Origin of the sequence: Streptomyces sp. NPDC017993 (assembly GCF_044328065.1) — a bacterium.
Taxonomy (GTDB): Bacteria; Actinomycetota; Actinomycetes; order Streptomycetales; family Streptomycetaceae; genus Streptomyces.
Window position 1 is genome coordinate 540,190 of record NZ_JBIRGO010000001.1, and the last position, 19,636, is coordinate 559,825.

Here is a 19,636-nt window from a genome sequence, read left to right on the forward strand (position 1 = left end):
AGCTGACACCATGATCACCGGCCTCGACCACATCCTGCTGGCCGCACACCCCGGCACCGAAGCCGCGCTGCGGGCCTACTACGCCGACCTCCTCGGCATGACGGAGATCCCCAAGCCCCCGGCGCTCGCCGCCCGCGGCGGCTGCTGGTTCGAGGCCGGCACAGCCCAACTCCACCTCGGCGCCGACCCCGACCACCGCGCCGCCCGAAAGGCGCACCCGGCCCTCACCGTCACCGACATCGACACCCTCGCCGCCCGCCTGGCCGCCGCGGGCGCCCCCGTCACCTGGGACCACAGCCTCCCGGGGCACCGCCGCTTCTACTCCACCGACCCGGCGGGAAACCGCCTGGAATTCCTGGAGGACACCGGAGGAGGCTTCCGGCCCTGAGCCGGCGCGCCGCGCATCCGGTCGGCCCCGGGCGCACGGCAGCGGAACCGGGCAGTCCACGGCGCGGCGGGTGCCCCGCCGCGCCATCGCCGGCGCGCCGCGCGGGGACCTGTGAGGGAGATCACGAAGGGCTTCTCCAGGCGAAGCGCAACCTGCCGATGGGCCGGAGGGTCACGTAAGCGCCCAAGTTCAGCCCATGAAAGAGATCCATGACGCTTCATCGTGCTCTGTCGGCCGCCGCTGCCCTCGCCGCCATCTGTTCCGTGTCACTGCTCGCTTCTCCTGCCGCGCACGCCAGGGGAGAAACGCCCGTGGACGGTGGTGCACCCTCCGCCTCGGCCACCACCGTGCCCTCGGCTGAACCGTCCACCGGTGGTGCTGCCGATGAGGAGGACTCCTCGGCCGGTCGGCCGGGCGACGCGGCGACGCCTCCGGAGCGGAGCGAGCCGAAGCCGTCAGTGGGGGCGACGTCGGCCCCCTCGCCCTCCCCGACGTACACCCGCCCGGCCTTCTGCACCGGCATTCCCGAGGAGGAACGAGGGAAGACGGCGCTCCGCGACCTCCCGAGCAAGATCGTCGCCGGGTCCGGATGGCACGAGTTCGCCTATCGCGTCAGCAACGTCTCCACGGTCACGCTGCAGGAGACCGACGTCACCCTCTATCTCGGCACCGCCGACCCGGAGATCGATGACGTCTCCGAACTCGCCGTCACCGTCGAGTGGTTCAACCCGCACAGCCGCGCGTGGAAGCCCGTGGAGGGCGAGGGCGCGGAGTGGAACGACAACCAGGACTTCGCCACGGTGGGCAGCCTCCGGCCGGGCGAGTACGCGGACGCCAGGATGCGCATCAAGATCGCCAAGAATGCCGAGGCGGGCGCGGGCTACTTCTTCACCACCGGGCACTCGTACGGCGAGGACGGCCAGTGCGGCTACGACGAGATCAGCCAGTTCGACTTCACCGTCCTGCCGGCGGGCACTGAGCCCGGCAAGGTCGAGGACGCCAAGGGCAAGCCGGGCAGCACGGACGAAAAGGACCGGCCGGCCAAGGCCAAGGCCGCGACCAGCAGGGGGCACCATGCCCCGCAGGGCGGTCTCGCCGAGCTGCCCGTCAGCGGCAACCTCGCCGAGACCGGCGCGTCGAGCGCCCTGCCGACCGCGGCAGCCATCGGCGGCGCCGCCGTCGTCGCGGGAGCGGGCGCCATCTTCGCCGTACGCCGCCGCAGGACAGCCGTGAGCGACTAGGGCCGGCGTGCAGGCCGAGGGCCACCGGCGGCAGGGCGCATCCCATCCCGGGATGCGTCGCACCGCATGACCGGTCGGGCGGGCTCGACACCCCCGCTCAAGCCCGCCGGTGCCCGATCAGCCGGGGCCTGGCCTCCAGCCCGTCGAGGCCGTGCCAGGCGAGGTTCACCAGGTGGGCGGCGACCTCGGCCTTCTTCGGCTTGCGGACGTCGAGCCACCACTGGCCGGTCAGGGCGACCATGCCGACCAGCGCCTGGGCGTAGAGCGGGGCCAGCTTCGGGTCGAAGCCGCGGGCCTTGAACTCAAGGCCCAGGATGTCCTCGACCTGCGTGGCGATATCGCTGATCAGCGAGGCGAACGTGCCCGTCGACTGGGCGACGGGGGAGTCCCGGACCAGGATGCGGAAACCGTCGGTGAACGTCTCGATGTAATCGAGGAGGGCGAACGCGGCCTGTTCGAGGAGTTCACGGGGATGGCCGGCGGTCAGCGCGCTGGTCACCATGTCCAGCAGCTGCCGCATCTCACGGTCCACGACGACCGCGTACAGGCCCTCCTTGCCGCCGAAGTGCTCGTAGACCACCGGTTTGGACACACCGGCCTTCGCCGCGATCTCCTCCACGGAAGTGCCTTCGAAGCCCCGCTCGGCGAAGAGTGTGCGACCGATGTCCAGCAGCTGCTCACGGCGTTCCGCGCCGGTCATCCGGACCCTGCGGGTCCGCCGGGACCCCGCGCCGGAGGAATTCGTGCCCTTGCTGTTGCTCACGCTGCTGCCGTCGATCGCCACCCGTCAATCATGCAGCCTGAGTCGCCTTGTCCTTGCGCCGGGACTCGACGCGCGACGCACTGGGCCACCGGACGTCGTACGCCCAGCCCGCCTTCTCGAACCAGCGGATGAGCCGTGCGCTGGAGTCCAGCTGCCCCTTCAGCACGCCGTGCCGGGCACACGTCGGGTCGGCGTGGTGCAGGTTGTGCCAGGACTCCCCGCACGACAGCACCGCAAGCCACCACACGTTCCCTGAGCGGTCCCGCGACTTGAACGGGCGCTTACCGACCGCGTGGCAGATGGAGTTGATCGACCACGTCACGTGATGCAGCAGCGCCACCCGCACCAGGGAACCCCAGAAGAACGCCGTCAGCGCGCCCGTCCAGGACCAGGTCACCAGACCGCCCACCAGCGGCGGAAGCGCGAGCGAGACCGCCGTCCACACAACGAACTGACGCGAGACGGCCCGGATCGCGGGATCCTTGATCAGATCCGGTGCGTACTTCGCCTGCGACGTCTGCTCCTCGTCGAACATCCAGCCGATGTGCGCCCACCACAGGCCCTTCATCAGGGCCGGCACCGTCTCGCCGAAACGCCACGGCGAATGCGGGTCGCCCTCGGCGTCGGAGAACTTGTGGTGCTTACGGTGATCCGCCACCCAGCGCACCAGCGGCCCCTCCACCGCCAGCGAACCCATCACGGCCAGCGCGATACGCAGCGGCCGCTTCGCCTTGAAGGCGCCGTGGGTGAAGTAACGGTGGAAGCCGATCGTGATGCCGTGGCACCCGATGTAGTACATCGCCACCATCAGCCCAAGGTCCAGCCAGCTCACCCCCCACCCCCAGGCGAGCGGCACCGCCGCGAGCAGCGCCAGGAACGGCAACGTGATGAACAACAGCAGCGTGATCTGCTCGACCGACCGCTTGCTGTCACCGCCCAGCGTGGCGGACGGAAGCGGTGTACCGGCGGAGATCGGGGACTCTTCGGCGGTTTCTGGTCCTGCGGTCATGTGGTGTCCCTCGTCGGGGGGCTCGGGGGCACGGCTACGGCTACGGGACCGTAACCTACGGTTTCGTAAGTATGGCAGCGACACCGCCACGAGCAAGGCCGTGACACCGCCCCGCACGCGGCGTGACACCACCACGGACGTGGTGTGACAGGCCCCACACCAGCGCCGATAGCAATGATGCCCAGCAATCGGACGGTGTGATCCGCCGAGAGTGGGGAGACCTATCCTGGGGACGTCGGACAGCGCGGTCCGCAACCCGCCCGCTAATCAGACGTGCTCAACACTGCAAGGAGCCGCACCTGTGAGCAGTGCCGACAACACCTCCGCCGACCTCGCGTCCACGCAGTCCGGCCCGTACGACCGGCCCGGCGTCGACAGCGACAGCAGCGGTATCAGCGACCACAAGGACAACGTCGCCCTGCGCGCCGACATCCGACGCCTGGGCGACCTCCTCGGCGAAACCCTCCTCCGGCAGGAGGGCCAGGAACTCCTGGACCTCGTCGAGCGGGTCCGCGCACTGACCCGCTCCGACGGCGAAGCCGCCGCCCGGCTCCTCGGTGACACCGACCTCGCCACCGCCGCCAAGCTCGTGCGCGCCTTCTCCACCTACTTCCACCTCGCGAACGTCACCGAGCAGGTCCACCGCGGCCGCGAGCTGCGCACCCGCCGCGCCGCGGAGGGCAGCATCCTCGCCCGCACCGCCGACATGCTCAAGGACGCCGACCCCGAGCACCTGCGCGAAACCGCGCGCCACCTCGGCGTCCGCCCCGTCTTCACGGCGCACCCCACCGAGGCCGCCCGCCGCTCCGTCCTCACCAAGCTCCGCAAGGTCGCCGAGCTGCTGGACACCACGGACGCAACCGAGCGACGCCGCGCCGACCTCCGCCTCGCCGAGAACATCGACCTCATCTGGCAGACCGATGAGCTGCGCGTCGCCCGCCCCGAGCCCACCGACGAGGCCCGCAACGCCATCTACTACCTCGACGAACTCGGCCGCGGCGCCGTCGGCGACGTCCTCGAGGACCTGGCCGCCGAACTGGAGCGCGCCGGCACCGAGCTGCCCGCCGGCACCCGCCCCCTGACCTTCGGCACCTGGATCGGCGGCGACCGCGACGGCAACCCCAACGTCACCCCCCAGGTCACCTGGGACGTCCTGCTCCTCCAGCACGAGCACGGCATCACCGACGCCCTGGAGCACGTCGACGAACTGCGCGGCGCACTCTCCAACTCCATTCGCAACTGCGGAGCCACCGACGAGCTCCTGGAGTCCCTCCGCCGCGACCTGGAACTCATCCCGGAGATCAGCCCCCGCTACAAGCGCCTGAACTCCGAAGAGCCCTACCGCCTCAAGGCCACCTGCATCCAGCAAAAGCTCGTCAACACCCGCGAGCGCCTCGCCGGAGACACCCCCCACGTCCCCGGCCGCGACTACCTCGGCACCGTCGAACTCCTCGACGACCTCGCGCTCATCCAGACCTCGCTGCGCGAGCACCGCGGCGGCCTGGTCGCCGACGGCCGACTGGAGCGCACCCTGCGCACCATCGCCGCCTTCGGCCTGCAGCTCGCCACCATGGACATCCGCGAGCACGCCGACGCCCACCACCACGCCCTCGGCCAGCTCTTCGACCGCCTCGGCGAGGAGTCCTGGCGCTACGTCGACATGCCGCGCGACTACCGCCGCAAGCTCCTCGCCAAGGAACTGCGCTCCCGCCGGCCCCTGGCGCCCACCCCCGCACCCCTCGACGAAGCCGGCGCGAAGACCCTCGGCGTCTTCCGCACCATCGTCAAGGCCAAGGAGACCTTCGGCCCCGAGGTCATCGAGTCCTACATCATCTCCATGTGCCAGGGCTCCGACGACGTCTTCGCGGCCACCGTGCTCGCCCGCGAGGCCGGCCTCATCGACCTGCACGCCGGCTGGGCCAAGATCGGCATCGTGCCGCTCCTGGAGACCACCGACGAGCTGAAGATCGCCGACCAGCTCCTCGACGAGATGCTGTCCGACCCCTCCTACCGACGCCTCGTCGCCCTGCGCGACGACGTCCAGGAGGTCATGCTCGGCTACTCCGACTCCTCCAAGTTCGGCGGCATCACCACCTCCCAGTGGGAGATCCACCGCGCCCAGCGCCTGCTGCGAGACGTCGCCCACCGCCACGGCGTACGCCTGCGCCTCTTCCACGGCCGCGGCGGCACCGTCGGCCGCGGCGGCGGCCCCTCCCACGACGCGATCCTCGCCCAGCCCTACGGCACCCTCGAAGGCGAGATCAAGGTCACCGAACAGGGCGAGGTCATCTCCGACAAGTACCTCGTGCCGTCCCTCGCCCGGGAAAACCTCGAACTGACCGTCGCGGCCACCCTGCAGGCATCCGCCCTGCACACCGAGCCCCGCCAGTCCGACGAGGCCCTCGCCCGCTGGGACGCCGCCATGGAAACCGTCTCCGAGGCCGCCCACGGCTCCTACCGCAGGCTCGTCGAGGACCCCGACCTGCCCGCCTACTTCTTCGCCTCCACCCCCGTCGACCAGCTCGCCGAACTCCACCTCGGCTCCCGCCCCTCGCGCCGCCCCGACAGCGGCGCAGGACTCGACGGCCTGCGCGCCATCCCGTGGGTCTTCGGCTGGACCCAGTCCCGCCAGATCGTCCCCGGCTGGTTCGGCGTCGGCACCGGCCTCAAGGCCGCCCGCGAAGCGGGACTCGACAGCGTCCTGGACGAGATGCACGAGCACTGGCACTTCTTCCGCAACTTCCTGTCCAACGTCGCGATGACGCTGGCCAAGACCGACCTGCGGATCGCCCAGCACTACGTCGACACCCTCGTCCCCGACAACCTCAAGCACGTCTTCGAAGGCATCAAGGCCGAACACGAGCTCACGGTCCAGGAAGTCCTGCGCATCACCGGAGAGAGCGAACTCCTCGACTCCAACTCCGTACTCCAGCAGACCTTCCACATCCGCGACGCCTACCTCGACCCGATCTCCTACCTCCAGGTGTCCCTGCTCGCCCGCCAGCGCGAGGCAGCCGCCCGCGGCGAAGAGGCCGACCCCGTCCTCGCCCGCGCCCTGCTGCTCACCGTCAACGGCGTCGCCGCCGGCCTGCGCAACACCGGCTGACCCCGGCCCGACACCGAAGCCACACCACACGGCAGCGGCCCGCCCCTTCACACGAAGGGACGGGCCGCTGCCGTCTGCCGAACCGGGAACCCCGGTGTCTGCCTTAAATCCCCTGCAACGCCGCGAACGCCGCCCCCAGCAGCACCGCACCACACAAGCCCATCACCCACGCCGTACGCCGCAACCGCATCCCACCGGCCACCACCAACGCCGCCAGCAACAACGCCCCCGCGAACGGCACCCACGCATGCAGAATCCCGGCCGGCCCGGTCCGCACCGCATGCCCCGTCCCCGGCTCCACCGTCACCTCGACCCGCGCACCCTCGTCCGGCGCGGCGGCCTCCACGATCGACACCTTCGACCGGGCCTTGCCGTCCCCCTCGGTCGGCACATACGGACCCGTGCAACGGTCGTCCTCACACCGCGCCACCGTCATCGTGCCGCGCTCCTGCGCCTTGACGAGCATCGCGTACTGCGCGGTGTTCCACGACGTCCACACCCCCGCCGCCAACAGCAGCAGCGCCAACAACCCCATCAGCACCGTCCGCACGACAAGCAATGCCCCATAGGCACTCTCACCCGCCCGCCGGGTGCGGCTGCGACGGACAGAACTGGTGCGCGTACTGCTACTGGGCATGCCGGCGATCCTTGGCCATCCGACAGCAGTCGGTCAACCTCTCACCTGCGGTTCGTCAGGGCCTGACCCACGTTGTCCGCATCATGTGTTGTACGTGCTCTGCGCCCGCTCCAGCCCCTCGATCACCAGAGCCTCCACCGCATCCGCCGCACGGTCCACGAAATAACCCAGTTCCTTGCGCTCCGGCGACGAGAAGTCCTTCAACACAAAATCCGCCACCTGCATCCGCCCCGGCGGACGCCCGATCCCGAACCGCACCCGGTGATACTCCGCACCCAACGACTTCGTGATCGACTTCAACCCGTTGTGCCCATTGTCGCCACCGCCCAACTTCAGCCGCAGCGCACCGTAATCAATGTCCAACTCATCATGAATCGCCACGATGTTGGACACCGGCACCTTGTAGAAATCCCGCAACGCCGTCACCGGCCCACCCGACACATTCATGAACGACATCGGCTTGGCCACCACCACCCGACGACCCCCGGGCCCCGGCGCACCGACACGCCCCTCCACCACCTGCGCACGCGACTTGTGCGCCTTGAAGCGGCCCCGCATCCGCTCCGCCAGCAAATCCGCCACCATGAACCCGACATTGTGGCGATTCGCCGCATACTCCGGACCCGGATTACCCAGCCCCACCACAAGCCACGGATCTGCGTCCGTCATCTCTCCCACTCCCACAACCGCCACCACACCGAACCCCGACAACTACCCGCCACCGCACACCGCGCGGCCGGCCACGGACAACAGCCCATGAAACAGCCCAACCGCCACCCCGCACCCAAAGGCGCGCGGCAGCGGCTGGACAGAGCGCTGTACTACGGCAATCAGGCCTGCTCGGCCTCGTCGCCCGCCTCGGCGGACTCCTCGGCCGGAGCCTCCGCCTGCGCCGCGACAACCTGCAGCACGACGACGTCGTCCTCGACGGCCAGCGTCGAACCGGCCGGCAGCGTGATGTCCTTCGCCTGCACCGAGTCACCGGCGTCCAGGCCCGCCACGGAGATCGTGACCGACTCCGGGATGTGGGTCGCCTCGGCCTCGACCGGCAGGGTGTTCAGCAGGTGCTCGAGCAGGTTCGCACCCGGCGCCAGGTCGCCCTCGGTCAGGATCGGGATCTCGACGGTGACCTTCTCGCCCTGGCGGACGGCCAGGAAGTCGACGTGCACGAGGAAGCCACGGATGGCCTCACGCTGCACGGCCTTCGGGATGACCAGCGTGTCCTTGCCGTCCACGTCCAGACGGATCAGCACGTTCGGGGTCTTCAGGGCCATCATCAGCGCGTGGCTGTCGACCTTGACGTGCTGCGGCTTGTCACCGTGGCCGTACACCACGCCCGGAACCTTGCTCTCGCGACGCGTACGACGGGCCGCGCCCTTACCGAAATCGCTACGGACCTCAGCGGCGATCTTGACCTCAGCCATGACTGCACTCCTCGTATCTCAGGAAACTGCTGACCGTCACCCGGCCCACGACAGACCTGCTACGAAGAGCGCGTCGATAACGGACCAGCCGCACAAAAAAGTGCGGCCTCCCTCGCCGAGCAACTCCGTGAGTCTACCCGGCGGGAAGGCCGCCCCCAAGTCGATCAATGCCGACCTACATCACAGCTGAACTCACTGCTCCTCGAAGAGGCTCGTCACCGAACCGTCCTCGAACACCTCACGGATCGCACGCGCAACCGTCGGCGCCATCGACAGCACCGTGATCTTGTCCAGCTCCAGCTCACTCGGCGTCGGCAGCGTGTTCGTGAACACGAACTCACTCACCTTCGAGTTCTTCAGCCGGTCCGCCGCCGGACCCGACAGCACACCGTGCGTCGCCGTCACGATCACATCCGACGCACCATTCGCGAACAGCGCATCCGCCGCCGCACAGATCGTGCCACCCGTGTCGATCATGTCGTCGACCAGGACACACACCCGGTCCTTCACATCACCCACGACCTCGTGGACGGTGACCTGGTTCGCCACATCCTTGTCACGCCGCTTGTGCACGATCGCCAGCGGCGCACCCAGACGGTCACACCAACGGTCCGCCACCCGCACCCGGCCCGCGTCCGGCGAAACCACGGTCAGCTTGTCCCGGTCCACCTTCGCGCCGACGTAGTCCGCCAGCACCGGCAGCGCGAACAGATGATCCACCGGACCGTCGAAGAAGCCCATGATCTGATCCGTGTGCAGATCGACCGTGACGATACGGTCCGCACCCGCCGTCTTCATCAGATCCGCGATCAGCCGCGCCGAGATCGGCTCACGACCACGGTGCTTCTTGTCCTGACGGGCATAGCCGTAGAAGGGAACGACCACGGTGATGCTCCGGGCCGAGGCCCGCTTCAGCGCATCAATCATGATCAACTGTTCCATGATCCACTTATTGATCGGAGCCGTGTGGCTCTGAATCAAAAAGCAGTCCGCACCACGCGCCGACTCCTGATAACGGACATAGATCTCACCGTTGGCGAAGTCGAACGCCTTCGTCGGGACCAGGCCCACACCCAGCTGGTGCGCGACCTCCTCGGCCAGCTCGGGGTGGGCGCGGCCGGAGAAGAGCATCAGCTTCTTCTCGCCGGTCGTCTTGATCCCGGTCACAGCAAATCTCCTCGAATCCCTGTTTGCGTGCGCTAATCACGGTACGCCCCGCACGGCGCACCCGTTGCACCATCACCGCTCGCCTGCGGACTCCTGGCGAGCGGACGAAGCGGCCTGCGCAGCCGCGCTTCCCGGCCGCTTACGCGCGACCCAACCCTCGATATTCCGCTGCTGGCCTCGCGCGACCGCCAGCGAACCCGGGGGCACATCCTTGGTGATGACCGAGCCGGCAGCGGTGTACGCGCCGTCCCCGATCGTGACAGGAGCCACAAACATGTTGTCCGACCCCGTCTTGCAGTGCGACCCGACGGTGGTGTGGTGCTTGGCCTCACCGTCGTAGTTCACGAACACGCTCGCCGCACCGATATTGGTGTGCTCACCAATCGTCGCATCCCCCACATACGACAGATGCGGCACCTTCGTGCCCTCACCGATCGACGCGTTCTTCATCTCCACATACGTACCGGCCTTCGACCGCGCACCGAGCACCGTCCCCGGACGCAAGTACGCATACGGACCCACACTCGCGCCCGCCCCGATCCGCGCACCCTCCGCCACCGTGAACGACGCCACCGCGCCCTCACCGACGACCGTGTCCGTCAACCGCGAATTCGGGCCCACCTCGGCGCCCGCACCCAGCACCGTCGCACCCAGCAACTGCGTCCCCGGGTGCACCACCGAATCCGGCTCGAAGCTCACCGCCACGTCCAACCAGGTCGTCGCGGGATCCACCACCGTCACACCCGCCAGCATCGCCCGCTCCAGCAGCCGCTCGTTCAGCAGCCGCCGCGCCTCCGCCAGCTGCACACGGTTGTTGATCCCCAGGATCTCCCGGTGATCGGCGGCCACCGCGGCACCGACCCGATGCCCGGCCTCCCGCAGAATGCTCAGCACATCCGTGAGGTACTCCTCACCCTGGCTGTTGTCCGTCCGCACCCGGCCCAGGGCATCCGTCAGCAACTTCGCATCGAAGGCGAAGACCCCGGAGTTGATCTCGCGGATGGCGCGCTGCGCGTCGGTGGCGTCCTTGTGCTCGACGATCGCGGTCACCGCGCCGGACGCGTCGTCCCGCACGATCCGCCCGTAACCGGTGGAGTCGGGGACCTCGGCCGACAGCACCGTGACGGCGTTGCCGTCCGCGGTGTGCGTCTCGCTCAGGGCCCGCAGCGTCTCGCCGGTCAGGAGCGGGGTGTCACCGCACACCACGACGACGGTGCCGTCGAGGGTGATGCCGTTGTCGCTCAGCTCCTCCAGGCCCATACGGACGGCGTGTCCGGTGCCGTTCTGCTCGTGCTGCACGGCGCTGCGGACGTCCGGGTCGACGTCGAGGAGATGTGCCTGTACCTGGTCGCGGGCGTGGCCGACGACCACGACGAGGTGCTCTGGGTCCAGCTCACGGGAGGCGGCGACGACGTGGCCGACGAGGGAGCGGCCGGAGATCGCGTGCAGGACCTTTGGGGTCGCCGACTTCATGCGGGTTCCCTCACCCGCTGCGAGAACGACGACGGCTGCCGGGCGGTTGGCGCTCACGGGGATGCCCTTCGGCTTCTTGGCTACTTCGGGTGGTGGTCACCCGAAGGATACCGGGGCGTTTTGAAGCCGAAACGCGGACGGGTCCTGACGTGGTGATCAGGACCCGAACTTTGCTTGCTCCCCTGCGAGGACTCGAACCTCGAATGACGGTACCAAAAACCGCAGTGTTGCCCATTACACCACAGGGGATGGTAAAGCAGATCAAACCGGACATTTGTCAGGCTGGCCGCTTGGCTCCCAACACTATGCCGTACCACCAGCCCTCGATGCGACGGTATAGCTCCGCACTTTGTAGCACTCGGATCGTCAGGCAGCCCCGATAGCCCTCTCCGACGTTCTTGCGAACGGTCTTGGGCTGGTGCTTCTTGAGGGTGGTCTTGCTCAACTCGGATACGTCGATGCCGACCAGATCGGCCCAGAAGCGCTCCGCGCCTGCAGCATCGCCGGACTCGTGGATGTGTACGTGGAACCGCATTCGCTCTGTGCTCACGCCCAGTAGGCGCAGCCATGCGAGATAGGTGCGGATCATGTCTGGGTCGCTATTGATGAAGGTGACGCGTTCGGTGGGGTTGTGCTGCTTGCTCTTGCTGCCCTCGGACCAATAGAGGCCGACGCCGATCAGGAACAGCTCCCGGTCGCTCAGCTCGCCGATCTCCGCGGCGGCGATTCGCTTGGTTTCCTGGCGCGCCGCTTCCCGTTGCTTCAGTGTCGCCTCCCAGCCGCGCTTGGCAATGGCGGAGGCTTCCTCGCGGGTTCGGGTCGGCGGCTTCGGCAGATCCCGGACCCACAATGAGATCGAACTCTTCGAACACCCCAGCGCGACCTGGATCTGGTCATAGGTCATCCCCTGCTTGCGGAGCTCGCGGGCCTTGTCGCGCAGGTTGTCCTTCGTGTCGAGGTGGCGGGGGTGTTCCGGGAGGGGTGTGCCGTCGAGGAGGCGGTTGAGGATGTCGTTGTTGTGGACATGGAGGCGGTCGCGGATCTGGCGGCGGCTGAGGCCGGCGCGGCGTAGGGCGATGGCTTGGGGGCGTAAGGACTCGTAGTCGGGGTGTTCCCGATGGGTGTTCGGCATGGGAACAGGCTGGCGTGCGGGGGGTGGGCGAGGGGCGGAAATGTGGGCGATTCAATAGTTCGAGGGATATTCGGTGGTAACGGCTCGTAATGGGTCTGGCACCTGGTGGGGAACTCCTCGGGGGATTGGGTGCGACCGCCCGTAGGCTGGTCGGTATGACCGCAACGGGGGCAAGTGCAGGAGCGGGTGTGAGAGGCGCGCCGACGGCTGGGCCGTGGTGGTGGGCTCGGCGGCGGAGCGCCGTGCTGGATGTGTTCCTGGCGTTCGCTTCGGCGGTGGAGTGTGTGCTGGAAGGCGCGCGCTTCGCGCAGGAGGCGCAGGTGCCGGAGGCGGCCGGGATGCTGCTCGGTGTGGTGGCGGGGCCGGTGTTGCTGGTGCGGCGGCGGTGGCCGATCGCGGTGGTGTTGGTGTCGATCGCGGTGATGCCGGCGGAGATGGGTGCGCTGCTGGGTGTGGTGGGTCTGTACACGTTGGCGGCGTCGGATGTGCCGCGTCGGATCACTGCGCTGTTGGCGGGGATGACGGTCGTGGGGACGTTGATCACGACGTTTCTCAGCATGCGGCAGGACGTGGCGTCGCAGGAGGACTTCAATCCGCCGGTGTGGTTCGTGCCGGCGATGGCGGTGGCCGTGGGGTTGGTGGTGACGGCGCCGCCGGTGTTGTGGGGTCTGTATGTGGGGGCCCGGCGTCGGTTGGTGGAGAGCTTGCGGGAGCGGGCGGACGGTCTGGAGCGGGAGCTGTCGCTGTTGGCGGACCGTGCCGAGGAGCGTGCGGAGTGGGCGCGTAACGAGGAGCGGACGCGGATCGCGCGGGAGATGCACGACGTGGTGGCGCATCGGGTGAGTTTGATGGTGGTGCATGCGGCGGCGTTGCAGGCGGTGGCGTTGAAGGATCCGGAGAAGGCGTCGAAGAACGCGGCGTTGGTGGGGGATATGGGTCGGCAGGCGCTGACGGAGTTGCGGGAGATGTTGGGGGTGTTGCGGACGGCTGACGGGTCGGCCGTGCGGGCTCCGGCGTCGGATGCGCCGGAGCGGTTGGTGGCGGTGGCGTCGCAGGTGAAGGTGAGGTCGTCGGCGGGTGCGTCGGTGGCGTCGTCCGGGGTGTCGGGTGCGGCTGGGGCTGCGGTGCGGGGTGGTGGGGCGTCGGGGTCGGGGCCGGTGGTTGGTGAGCCCGAGGGGGAGGGGCCGTGGCTGGCGGAGCTGGGGGAGCTGGTGGGTCAGTCGCGGGCGGCCGGGATGGTCGTGGAGTTTGCGGTGCAGGGGCCGGACGGTGCGGTGGGTGATGGGGCCGGGGTGGCTGCGGAGGCCGGGGAGGCCGGGGAGGCCGGGGAGGCTGCCGGGGGTTATCCGCCGGGGGTGGAGCAGGCCGTGTACCGGGTGGTGCAGGAGGCGCTGACGAATGTGCACAAGCATGCGCCCGGTGCGCGGGCGCGGGTGCGGGTGGCGCATCGGGTCGGCGAGGTGGCGGTGCAGGTGGAGAACGGTCCGTCGGAGCGTGGGGCGACGGATGCGGGGTTGCCCAGTGGGGGCAACGGTCTGGTGGGGATGCGGGAGCGGGTGACGGCGCTGGGGGGCGTGTTCGTGTCGGGGCCGACGGAGGCGGGGGGCTTTCGGGTGTCGGCGGTGGTGCCCGCGTGCCGTGGTGTGGCGTGATGTTGCCGGGGTGATGGGCCGGAGTGATGGCGCTCGGGGCGGTTTGCTCAGGGTGGCTCGCTTGCGGGGCCGGACGGTGCAGCGGTGTTTCCGGGCGCGGCGGTGACGGGGAGGCCGGCGTACGGCGGCGGGGCGCGTTGTCCGGCGTGTCCGCAGAGCCCGGGGTTCAGCCGGAGAGGGTGTGTCCGCGGGGTCCGCGGTTCAGCCGGCGAGGGTGAGCCGGCTGGGGCGGGTGCCGAGGACGAGGGTGCCCAGGGCGACGTCGATGTTCGCGCCGAGGTACCAGTCGCCGGTGTGGTCGAGGCTGTAGACGCGGCCTTCGGCGTCGATGGCGAGGATCGCCTGGCCGGTGGGGGCGCCGTCGGGTGTGGGGATTTCTTCCTGGCCGAGGGGTGCGACGTGGGTGTCGAGGGCGCGGCCGAGGTCGCCGAGGGTGCGGGCGAGGTGGAGGCCGTGCAGGGGGTCGACGGTGAACGGGGTGGGGGCGATGTGGCGGCCGGGCCCCGGTCCGGCGATGTGCAGTCCGCCGAATTCCGCCCAGGCCTCGACGGCGGCGGGGAAGATCGTGTGGCGGTGTCCGGCGGGGGAGGAGTGGGCGCGGAGGGTGTCGGCCCAGTGTTCTGCCTGCTTTATGTCCCAGCGTCCGGTTTGCCAGCCGGCTTCCTGGAGGGCGATGTCGACGGCCGGGGGGAAGCGGGTGGAGCCGGCGCGGTCGTGGGTGGGCGCGGGGACGGCGGAGGCGCGTGGGGTGGCGGGCGGCATGGTGGCGGTCAGCTCCCGTTGGGTGTCGTGCCGCCGACGGGCATGACGCCGAAGTGGGCGAGGAGCGCGTCGCAGGAGCGACAGGGCGGGGCGTAGTTGCCGTGGCGGGGGTCGCCGTCCTCGCGGATGTGACGTGCGGTGATCTTGGAGTGTTTCAGGGAGCGGCGGGCTTCGCCGTTGGTGAGGGGTTTGCGGGAGGCGCGTTTGCTGCGGCCGGCCTCGACGGAGGTGAGGTGGCGGGAGAGCAGGACGGCTTCGGGGCAGCGTCCGGTGAAGCGTTCGCGTTGTGCGGTGCCCAGGGTGTCGAGGAAGTCCTGGACGAGGGGGTGCAGGGCGGGGGGTTGTTCGGCCTTGCCTGCGGTGCAGGTGAGGGTTTGTCCGCGTACGGACAGGGCGGCGCCGACGGTGGGGAGGATGCCGTCGCGGCGGTGGCGCAGCGTGGGGGCGCGATCGGCGTCGGCGGTGCCGCTCCAGCCGATGCGGGGGTCGCCGTTGGCGGCGGTGTGGTGCGCGGTGGTGCTCATGGTCGTGCTTTCCCTCCCTGCAATCCCCCGGTTGCGGGGTCAGCCTGCCAAATGTGCTGGGCGTTGCGGTAGTCGGAGGTGCTGTCGGTGATGTCACTGGGGTGTGACAGTCCGTCTGCTGCGGGGGAAACAGGGCTGGTGGGCGGGGTGGTGCGCGGGCGGGTAGGGGGCGCGGGGTCGGGGGGTGACGGCGGCGTGTCGGTGGGCTGACGGGTGGGGGCGGGCGCGGGGGGAGGGTGTTGCGGCACGGCATAGGCTGTGCGTCAAAGCCAGCTTCAGCCAGGGGGCAGACGCGATGACGACAGGTCGGCTCGGGCTGGGGGCACTTCCCGGCCCTCAGGCCGGGGGGCAGCCCGCGCCACCGAACACCGCCTATGCCGGGCAGGTCGTGCATTTTCCGGATCCGGTCCGTGCCGCGAGGTATCCCGCGGGGGTGCGGATGGATGGACGGGGGTTCCCGGAGTTCTCGCCGTATGCGCGTGCGGCGGCGGAGATCGCCGAGCCGCCGGAGGGGTTCGGGGTCGATGAGCTGCGGCTGACGGATTACGTGTCGGCGAATGCCGCGCTGCATGCCCAGGGGCACGAGCTGTGGGTGGATGTGCCGTCGGTGGCGACGCCGCACGGCTGGACGTGGCATCACGTCGCGGGTTCGCGGCGGATGGAGCTGGTTCCGGTCGAGGTGAAGGCGCTGTTGCGGCATCACGGTGGGCTGGCGACGACGGCTGTGGATCACGGCAAGCGGGGTACGCGGCCGTTGCAGGAGACCCGGCCGGTGCATTTCAAGTTGCCGCACCGTGATCTGTCGGTGGGCGAGGAGCAGGTGTCGCAGGCCGAGGAGGTGCTGGGGTTCCGGCTGCCGGGTGCGTATCGGGCGTTTTTGAAGGCGGCGGGCGGGTGTGCGCCGGTGGGTGCGGCGCTCGACGCGGAGTTGGGGCTGCTGGTCGATCAGCCGTTCTTCACGGTGCGTGATGACGCCGCGGTGAATGATCTGGTCTATGTGAACAAGTGTCTGCGGGATCACTTCACCAAGGACTATCTGGGTGTGGCGTTCGTGCAGGGCGGTGTGGTCGCGGTGAAGGTGCGCGGCGATGCGTTGGGGTCGGTGTGGTTCTGTCCGTACGACGATGCGCGTGATCAGGACGGCTGGTCGGTGCAGGAGCGGGTGGAGCGGCTGCTGTTGCCGTGCGGTGCGGATTTCGACGAGTTCCTGCAGCGTTTGGCGGGTAATCCGCCGGAGTTGGAGACCGTGGCGAACCTGATGGTGGACGGCGGCTTCGCGCGCGCCGTTCCGGTGGAGGGGTGAGCGCGATGGTGACGTTCGCGCAGGCGCAGGAGCGCGCGGAGCGCTGGGTCAACGGCGAGGTGCCGGCGCCGCAGCACCGTGAGGTGCGGGTGCGGGAGTTCGATCTGGGTTTTGTGGCCTGGGCCGAGGACCGGGAGGGCGGTCCGCGTGGTGACGGCGGCCGCAGCCGGCTGGTGATCGCGCGGGACAGCGGGGAGACGACGTTGTGGCCAGGGCTGCCGGTGGGTGAGGTGATCCGGCGGTACGAGGAGGAGTACGGCGCCGCGGTGGACGGCGGGTACGGCGCGGCCGAGGCGCCGCCGCAGCGGATCGATCTGGAGGCCACGTCGTTCCTGCTGACTCCGCCGGAGTGGTTGCAGGAGGCGGCGGACGCGATCGGCATTCCGGGCCGGCGGGGGGACGGGGGCGCGGCGCTGGAGGCCGTGTCGGCTTCGTCGGGTGCCCCGGATGCCTGGGCAGATGTGAATGTGAATGGTGCCGGGGCGGAGGACGGCCTGGTCGAGGGTGGTTCCGGTGCGTTCGCGCGGGCGGATGAGGCCGCTGTGGCGCCGGGTCCGGCTGCCGGTGGACGTGGTGCGGTGGAGGCGTCCGGTGAGACGCCGTGGGCCGCGGCGGACACGACCGGCGGCGAGGGGGCCGACGATCGTTCGGTGGGGTTGCCCGCGACGGTGTTCGCGCCGCCGCTCGCCAACCCTGAGGGGAGCGAGGACGCGCGGCCGCCGCGTACGCGGCCGGATGCGAAGACCGAACTGCTGCACGGCGGCAGTCAGTTGCCGCGTACGCAGGTCGCGCCCGCGGTGGAGGTGCCGGGGGCCGGCGGGCCGGAGGGCCGGGACGGCGCTGCCGGTCAGGGCCGCCCGGGTGGGCTGTCCGCGCCGCCGCCGATGCCGCCTGCCCCGCCCGGGGCGCCGGCGCTGCCGGATCTGCCGCCGCCGTCCGGTCCGCCGGCCGCCGATGTGCCGCCGCCCGAGGGGGCCGGTGTGCCAGGCCCCGGGGTGCCGCCCCCTGCCCCGCCCGTGGGCGGCGGGGGCGTGCACGCCGCGGCGACGATGCTGGCGGACGGCTCTTCGCTGCCCGGCAACGCCGGGGGACCGCCGCCGCCTCCCGGTGCGCCCGGTATCCCCGGCGCGGGCCGGGGCCAGGATCCCGCGGCGGTCGCGGGCGCCGCGACGAGCAAGGCGGAGGTACGCCCGCCCGGCGGCCCCGCGCCGTCCGGCTCCGGCGCGTCCGGTGCGCCGGCCGGTGGCTACGTACCGACGCAGATGGTGTCGCAGCTCGACGCGGCGGATCTGGATCTCAGTGCGGTGGACGGTCCCGGGGGCGGCGACGCGGCCGGCTCCGGCGGTGCCGCCTCGGACGGCCCGGCCGGCGGCGGGGTGCATGCCGCGGCGACGATGTTCGCCGACGGCGCGGCCCTGCAGAGCCAGCTCGCGGGGCCGGGCGGCTCCGGCGGTCCGGGTGGAGCGGGTGGCCCCGGGGTGCCGCCGCCGCCCGCGCCGCCCGGGGTGCCCGGTGCGCCCAAGCCTCCGGGGCCGCCCGGCAGGCCCGGAGCGTCCGCGGGCAGTCGTGGTTCCGGCCAGGGCGGTCCGCCCCCGCCGCCGTCCGCGCCGCCCGCTCCGCCTGCCGCAGGCGGTGGTGGTGGGGTGCACGCCGCGGCGACGATGCTCGCCGACGGCGCGGCACTGGCCGAAGGCCCCGGTGGCCCCGGCGGTCCGGGCGCTCCCGGTATGCCGCCGCCGGCCGGGCCCGTCGGCCCGCCTCCTGGCGCACCGGTGCCCCCGCCGGCTCCGGGCCCGCACGGCGCGCAGGCCCCGCCCGGTGTGCCGGGTCCCGGTGGCCCGGGTGCCTACGGCTATCCGCAGGCGCCCAGCGGCGTGCCGACCGTCGGCCCCGGCTACATGGCGGTGCTGAGCTACCGCGCGCCGGACGGCTCCGAGCAGAAGATCGTGCGCCGCTCGGCGCCCGGTCTGCCGCACCCGGAGTGGCAGCTGCTGCACGAGCTGCGGGGGATGAACATCCCGCCGCAGCAGGTGCTGGAGCTGCACACCGAGCTGGAGTGCTGCGATCTGCCGGGTGGCTACTGCGCCCGGATGATCCGCGACAACTGGCCGCAGGTGCGGATCAGTCACACCGCGGCGTACGGCAGGGATCATGCGTCGCGGCAGCAGGGCGTGCGTCATCTCGTCGAGCATCAGGGCGAGTTGCACCAGGTCGCGGACGGGCCGGCGCGGCCGGCTCCGGTGCGGGCGCCGTTGCCGCATCCCTCGCAGGTGCAGCAGGCGCCGCCGGTGCCGCCGCAGGCCATCGGCCAGGAGCTGGAGCAGTCCTTCGGCCCGCAGGGGGTCTTCCGCTTCGATCAGCGGGCGGTCTCCCGGCACGGCGTACCGGACGTGGTCGCGCAGACGCTGGTGTGGGCCGGGCTGCCGGTCGACTTCGGGCCGTTCTTCTGGGCGCAGGCGCAGCCGGGCCGCCCGGTGCCGACGCTGGCGGAGCTGGCGGCGGAGCGGATGGTGCAGCCGGCGTCGGACGCGGGCTCGTATCTGGTGATGGGCAATGACTTCGGCCGTCAGCTGTGTGTGCAGTACGGCACGGCGAACATCGTGGCGATCCCGATGGAGGGTGGCCCGGGCGGGCAGCCGGCGGCGCCGCAGTTCGTCAACACCGGGCTGCCGGAGTTCGTGCGCTGCCTGGCGATGCTGGGGCGGATGTGGCGGCTGCGGTTCGGGTTGACGCCCGAGCAGGCCGGCCGCTGGACCGTCGACTTCCAGGCGCAGCTGGTGGCGCTTGACCCGCCGGCGCTCGGTTCGCCGGAGACCTGGTGGTCGGTGCTCCTGGAGCAGATGTGGGACGGGCTGCTGTAGCGGTCGCCCTCCGACGGTTGCGACGGTGGTGACGGGCGGTCGGAAACGGCCGCCCGTCGCGCGTTCTCCTGCGGTACGGGAAGCCCGCGTACGGCGAGGCCGGGCGGCATGAGCGTCGGCCGGTTCGGCGGGGCCGGCCGGTCCGGCAGCGGTGGGCCATCCGCCGAGGGTTCGCCGGATCTCCCTGTGCGCCG

At 70.6% G+C, this 19,636-nt stretch carries 16 protein-coding genes and 1 tRNA gene; 6 read left to right on the plus strand and 11 right to left on the minus strand.

Annotated features, from left to right (window positions below; translation table 11 throughout):
- Positions 1 to 10: 10 nt before the first annotated feature.
- Together ACH4FH_RS02585 and ACH4FH_RS02590 are read left to right on the plus strand one after the other, a co-directional pair.
- Positions 11 to 388 (plus strand): VOC family protein, encoded by a 378-nt coding sequence (locus ACH4FH_RS02585; RefSeq protein WP_398553872.1) that lies wholly within the window; start codon positions 11 to 13, stop codon positions 386 to 388.
- A 311-nt stretch (positions 389 to 699) separates the two neighbouring features.
- The gene (locus ACH4FH_RS02590; protein WP_398553873.1) at positions 700 to 1,629 is read left to right on the plus strand and encodes an LAETG motif-containing sortase-dependent surface protein; all 930 of its coding nucleotides are present in this window, start codon (positions 700 to 702) and stop codon (positions 1,627 to 1,629) included.
- A gap of 97 nt (positions 1,630 to 1,726) precedes the next feature.
- On the opposite strand, the gene ACH4FH_RS02595 is transcribed toward ACH4FH_RS02590, so the two are convergent.
- Positions 1,727 to 2,413 (minus strand): TetR family transcriptional regulator, encoded by a 687-nt coding sequence (locus tag ACH4FH_RS02595; protein WP_398553874.1) that lies wholly within the window; start codon positions 2,411 to 2,413, stop codon positions 1,727 to 1,729.
- Between the two features lie 7 nt (positions 2,414 to 2,420).
- Positions 2,421 to 3,401 carry an acyl-CoA desaturase gene (locus ACH4FH_RS02600; protein ID WP_398553875.1) on the minus strand — a complete coding sequence of 327 codons (981 nt, stop codon included), beginning with the start codon at positions 3,399 to 3,401 and terminating at the stop codon, positions 2,421 to 2,423.
- Positions 3,402 to 3,792: 391 nt separating this feature from the next.
- On the opposite strand from ACH4FH_RS02600, the gene ppc reads away from it, so the two are divergent.
- Complete coding sequence (gene ppc, locus ACH4FH_RS02605) at positions 3,793 to 6,507, plus strand: phosphoenolpyruvate carboxylase (RefSeq protein WP_398553980.1); 2,715 nt, start codon at positions 3,793 to 3,795, stop codon at positions 6,505 to 6,507.
- A gap of 103 nt (positions 6,508 to 6,610) precedes the next feature.
- Here the strand turns inward: ppc and ACH4FH_RS02610 are convergent, their stop codons facing one another.
- The 7 genes from ACH4FH_RS02610 to ACH4FH_RS02640 form a co-directional block, all read right to left on the minus strand.
- Complete coding sequence (locus ACH4FH_RS02610) at positions 6,611 to 7,144, minus strand: hypothetical protein (protein ID WP_398553876.1); 534 nt, start codon at positions 7,142 to 7,144, stop codon at positions 6,611 to 6,613.
- 81 nt (positions 7,145 to 7,225) lie between these two features.
- Positions 7,226 to 7,813: an aminoacyl-tRNA hydrolase gene (pth, locus tag ACH4FH_RS02615; protein WP_398553877.1), complete on the minus strand. Its 588-nt coding sequence runs from the start codon at positions 7,811 to 7,813 to the stop codon at positions 7,226 to 7,228.
- A 161-nt stretch (positions 7,814 to 7,974) separates the two neighbouring features.
- Positions 7,975 to 8,568 carry a 50S ribosomal protein L25/general stress protein Ctc gene (locus ACH4FH_RS02620; RefSeq protein ID WP_398553878.1) on the minus strand — a complete coding sequence of 198 codons (594 nt, stop codon included), beginning with the start codon at positions 8,566 to 8,568 and terminating at the stop codon, positions 7,975 to 7,977.
- Between the two features lie 192 nt (positions 8,569 to 8,760).
- On the minus strand, positions 8,761 to 9,735 hold the full coding sequence (locus ACH4FH_RS02625) for a ribose-phosphate diphosphokinase (protein ID WP_393683161.1): 975 nt from the start codon (positions 9,733 to 9,735) through the stop codon (positions 8,761 to 8,763).
- Between the two features lie 72 nt (positions 9,736 to 9,807).
- Positions 9,808 to 11,265, minus strand: a complete 1,458-nt coding sequence (glmU, locus tag ACH4FH_RS02630; protein ID WP_398553879.1) for a bifunctional UDP-N-acetylglucosamine diphosphorylase/glucosamine-1-phosphate N-acetyltransferase GlmU — start codon at positions 11,263 to 11,265, stop codon at positions 9,808 to 9,810.
- 120 nt (positions 11,266 to 11,385) lie between these two features.
- A tRNA-Gln gene (locus ACH4FH_RS02635) sits at positions 11,386 to 11,457 on the minus strand.
- A gap of 28 nt (positions 11,458 to 11,485) precedes the next feature.
- A complete protein-coding gene (locus ACH4FH_RS02640) occupies positions 11,486 to 12,340 on the minus strand; it encodes a hypothetical protein (protein WP_398553880.1) in 855 nt (284 codons plus the stop codon).
- Positions 12,341 to 12,495: 155 nt separating this feature from the next.
- On the opposite strand from ACH4FH_RS02640, the gene ACH4FH_RS02645 reads away from it, so the two are divergent.
- Complete coding sequence (locus tag ACH4FH_RS02645; protein ID WP_398553881.1) at positions 12,496 to 13,992, plus strand: sensor histidine kinase; 1,497 nt, start codon at positions 12,496 to 12,498, stop codon at positions 13,990 to 13,992.
- Positions 13,993 to 14,193: 201 nt separating this feature from the next.
- Here ACH4FH_RS02645 and ACH4FH_RS02650 read toward each other — a convergent pair whose 3' ends face one another.
- Positions 14,194 to 14,754 carry an SUKH-3 domain-containing protein gene (locus ACH4FH_RS02650; RefSeq protein ID WP_398553882.1) on the minus strand — a complete coding sequence of 187 codons (561 nt, stop codon included), beginning with the start codon at positions 14,752 to 14,754 and terminating at the stop codon, positions 14,194 to 14,196.
- Between the two features lie 8 nt (positions 14,755 to 14,762).
- A complete protein-coding gene (locus ACH4FH_RS02655) occupies positions 14,763 to 15,278 on the minus strand; it encodes a YwqJ-related putative deaminase (RefSeq protein ID WP_398553883.1) in 516 nt (171 codons plus the stop codon).
- Positions 15,279 to 15,573: 295 nt separating this feature from the next.
- On the opposite strand from ACH4FH_RS02655, the gene ACH4FH_RS02660 reads away from it, so the two are divergent.
- Both ACH4FH_RS02660 and ACH4FH_RS02665 read left to right on the plus strand, forming a co-directional pair.
- Positions 15,574 to 16,581, plus strand: coding sequence for an SMI1/KNR4 family protein (locus tag ACH4FH_RS02660; RefSeq protein ID WP_398553884.1), 1,008 nt, complete (start codon positions 15,574 to 15,576; stop codon positions 16,579 to 16,581).
- A 5-nt stretch (positions 16,582 to 16,586) separates the two neighbouring features.
- Positions 16,587 to 19,442, plus strand: a complete 2,856-nt coding sequence (locus ACH4FH_RS02665) for an SUKH-4 family immunity protein (protein ID WP_398553981.1) — start codon at positions 16,587 to 16,589, stop codon at positions 19,440 to 19,442.
- Positions 19,443 to 19,636 lie beyond the last annotated feature (194 nt).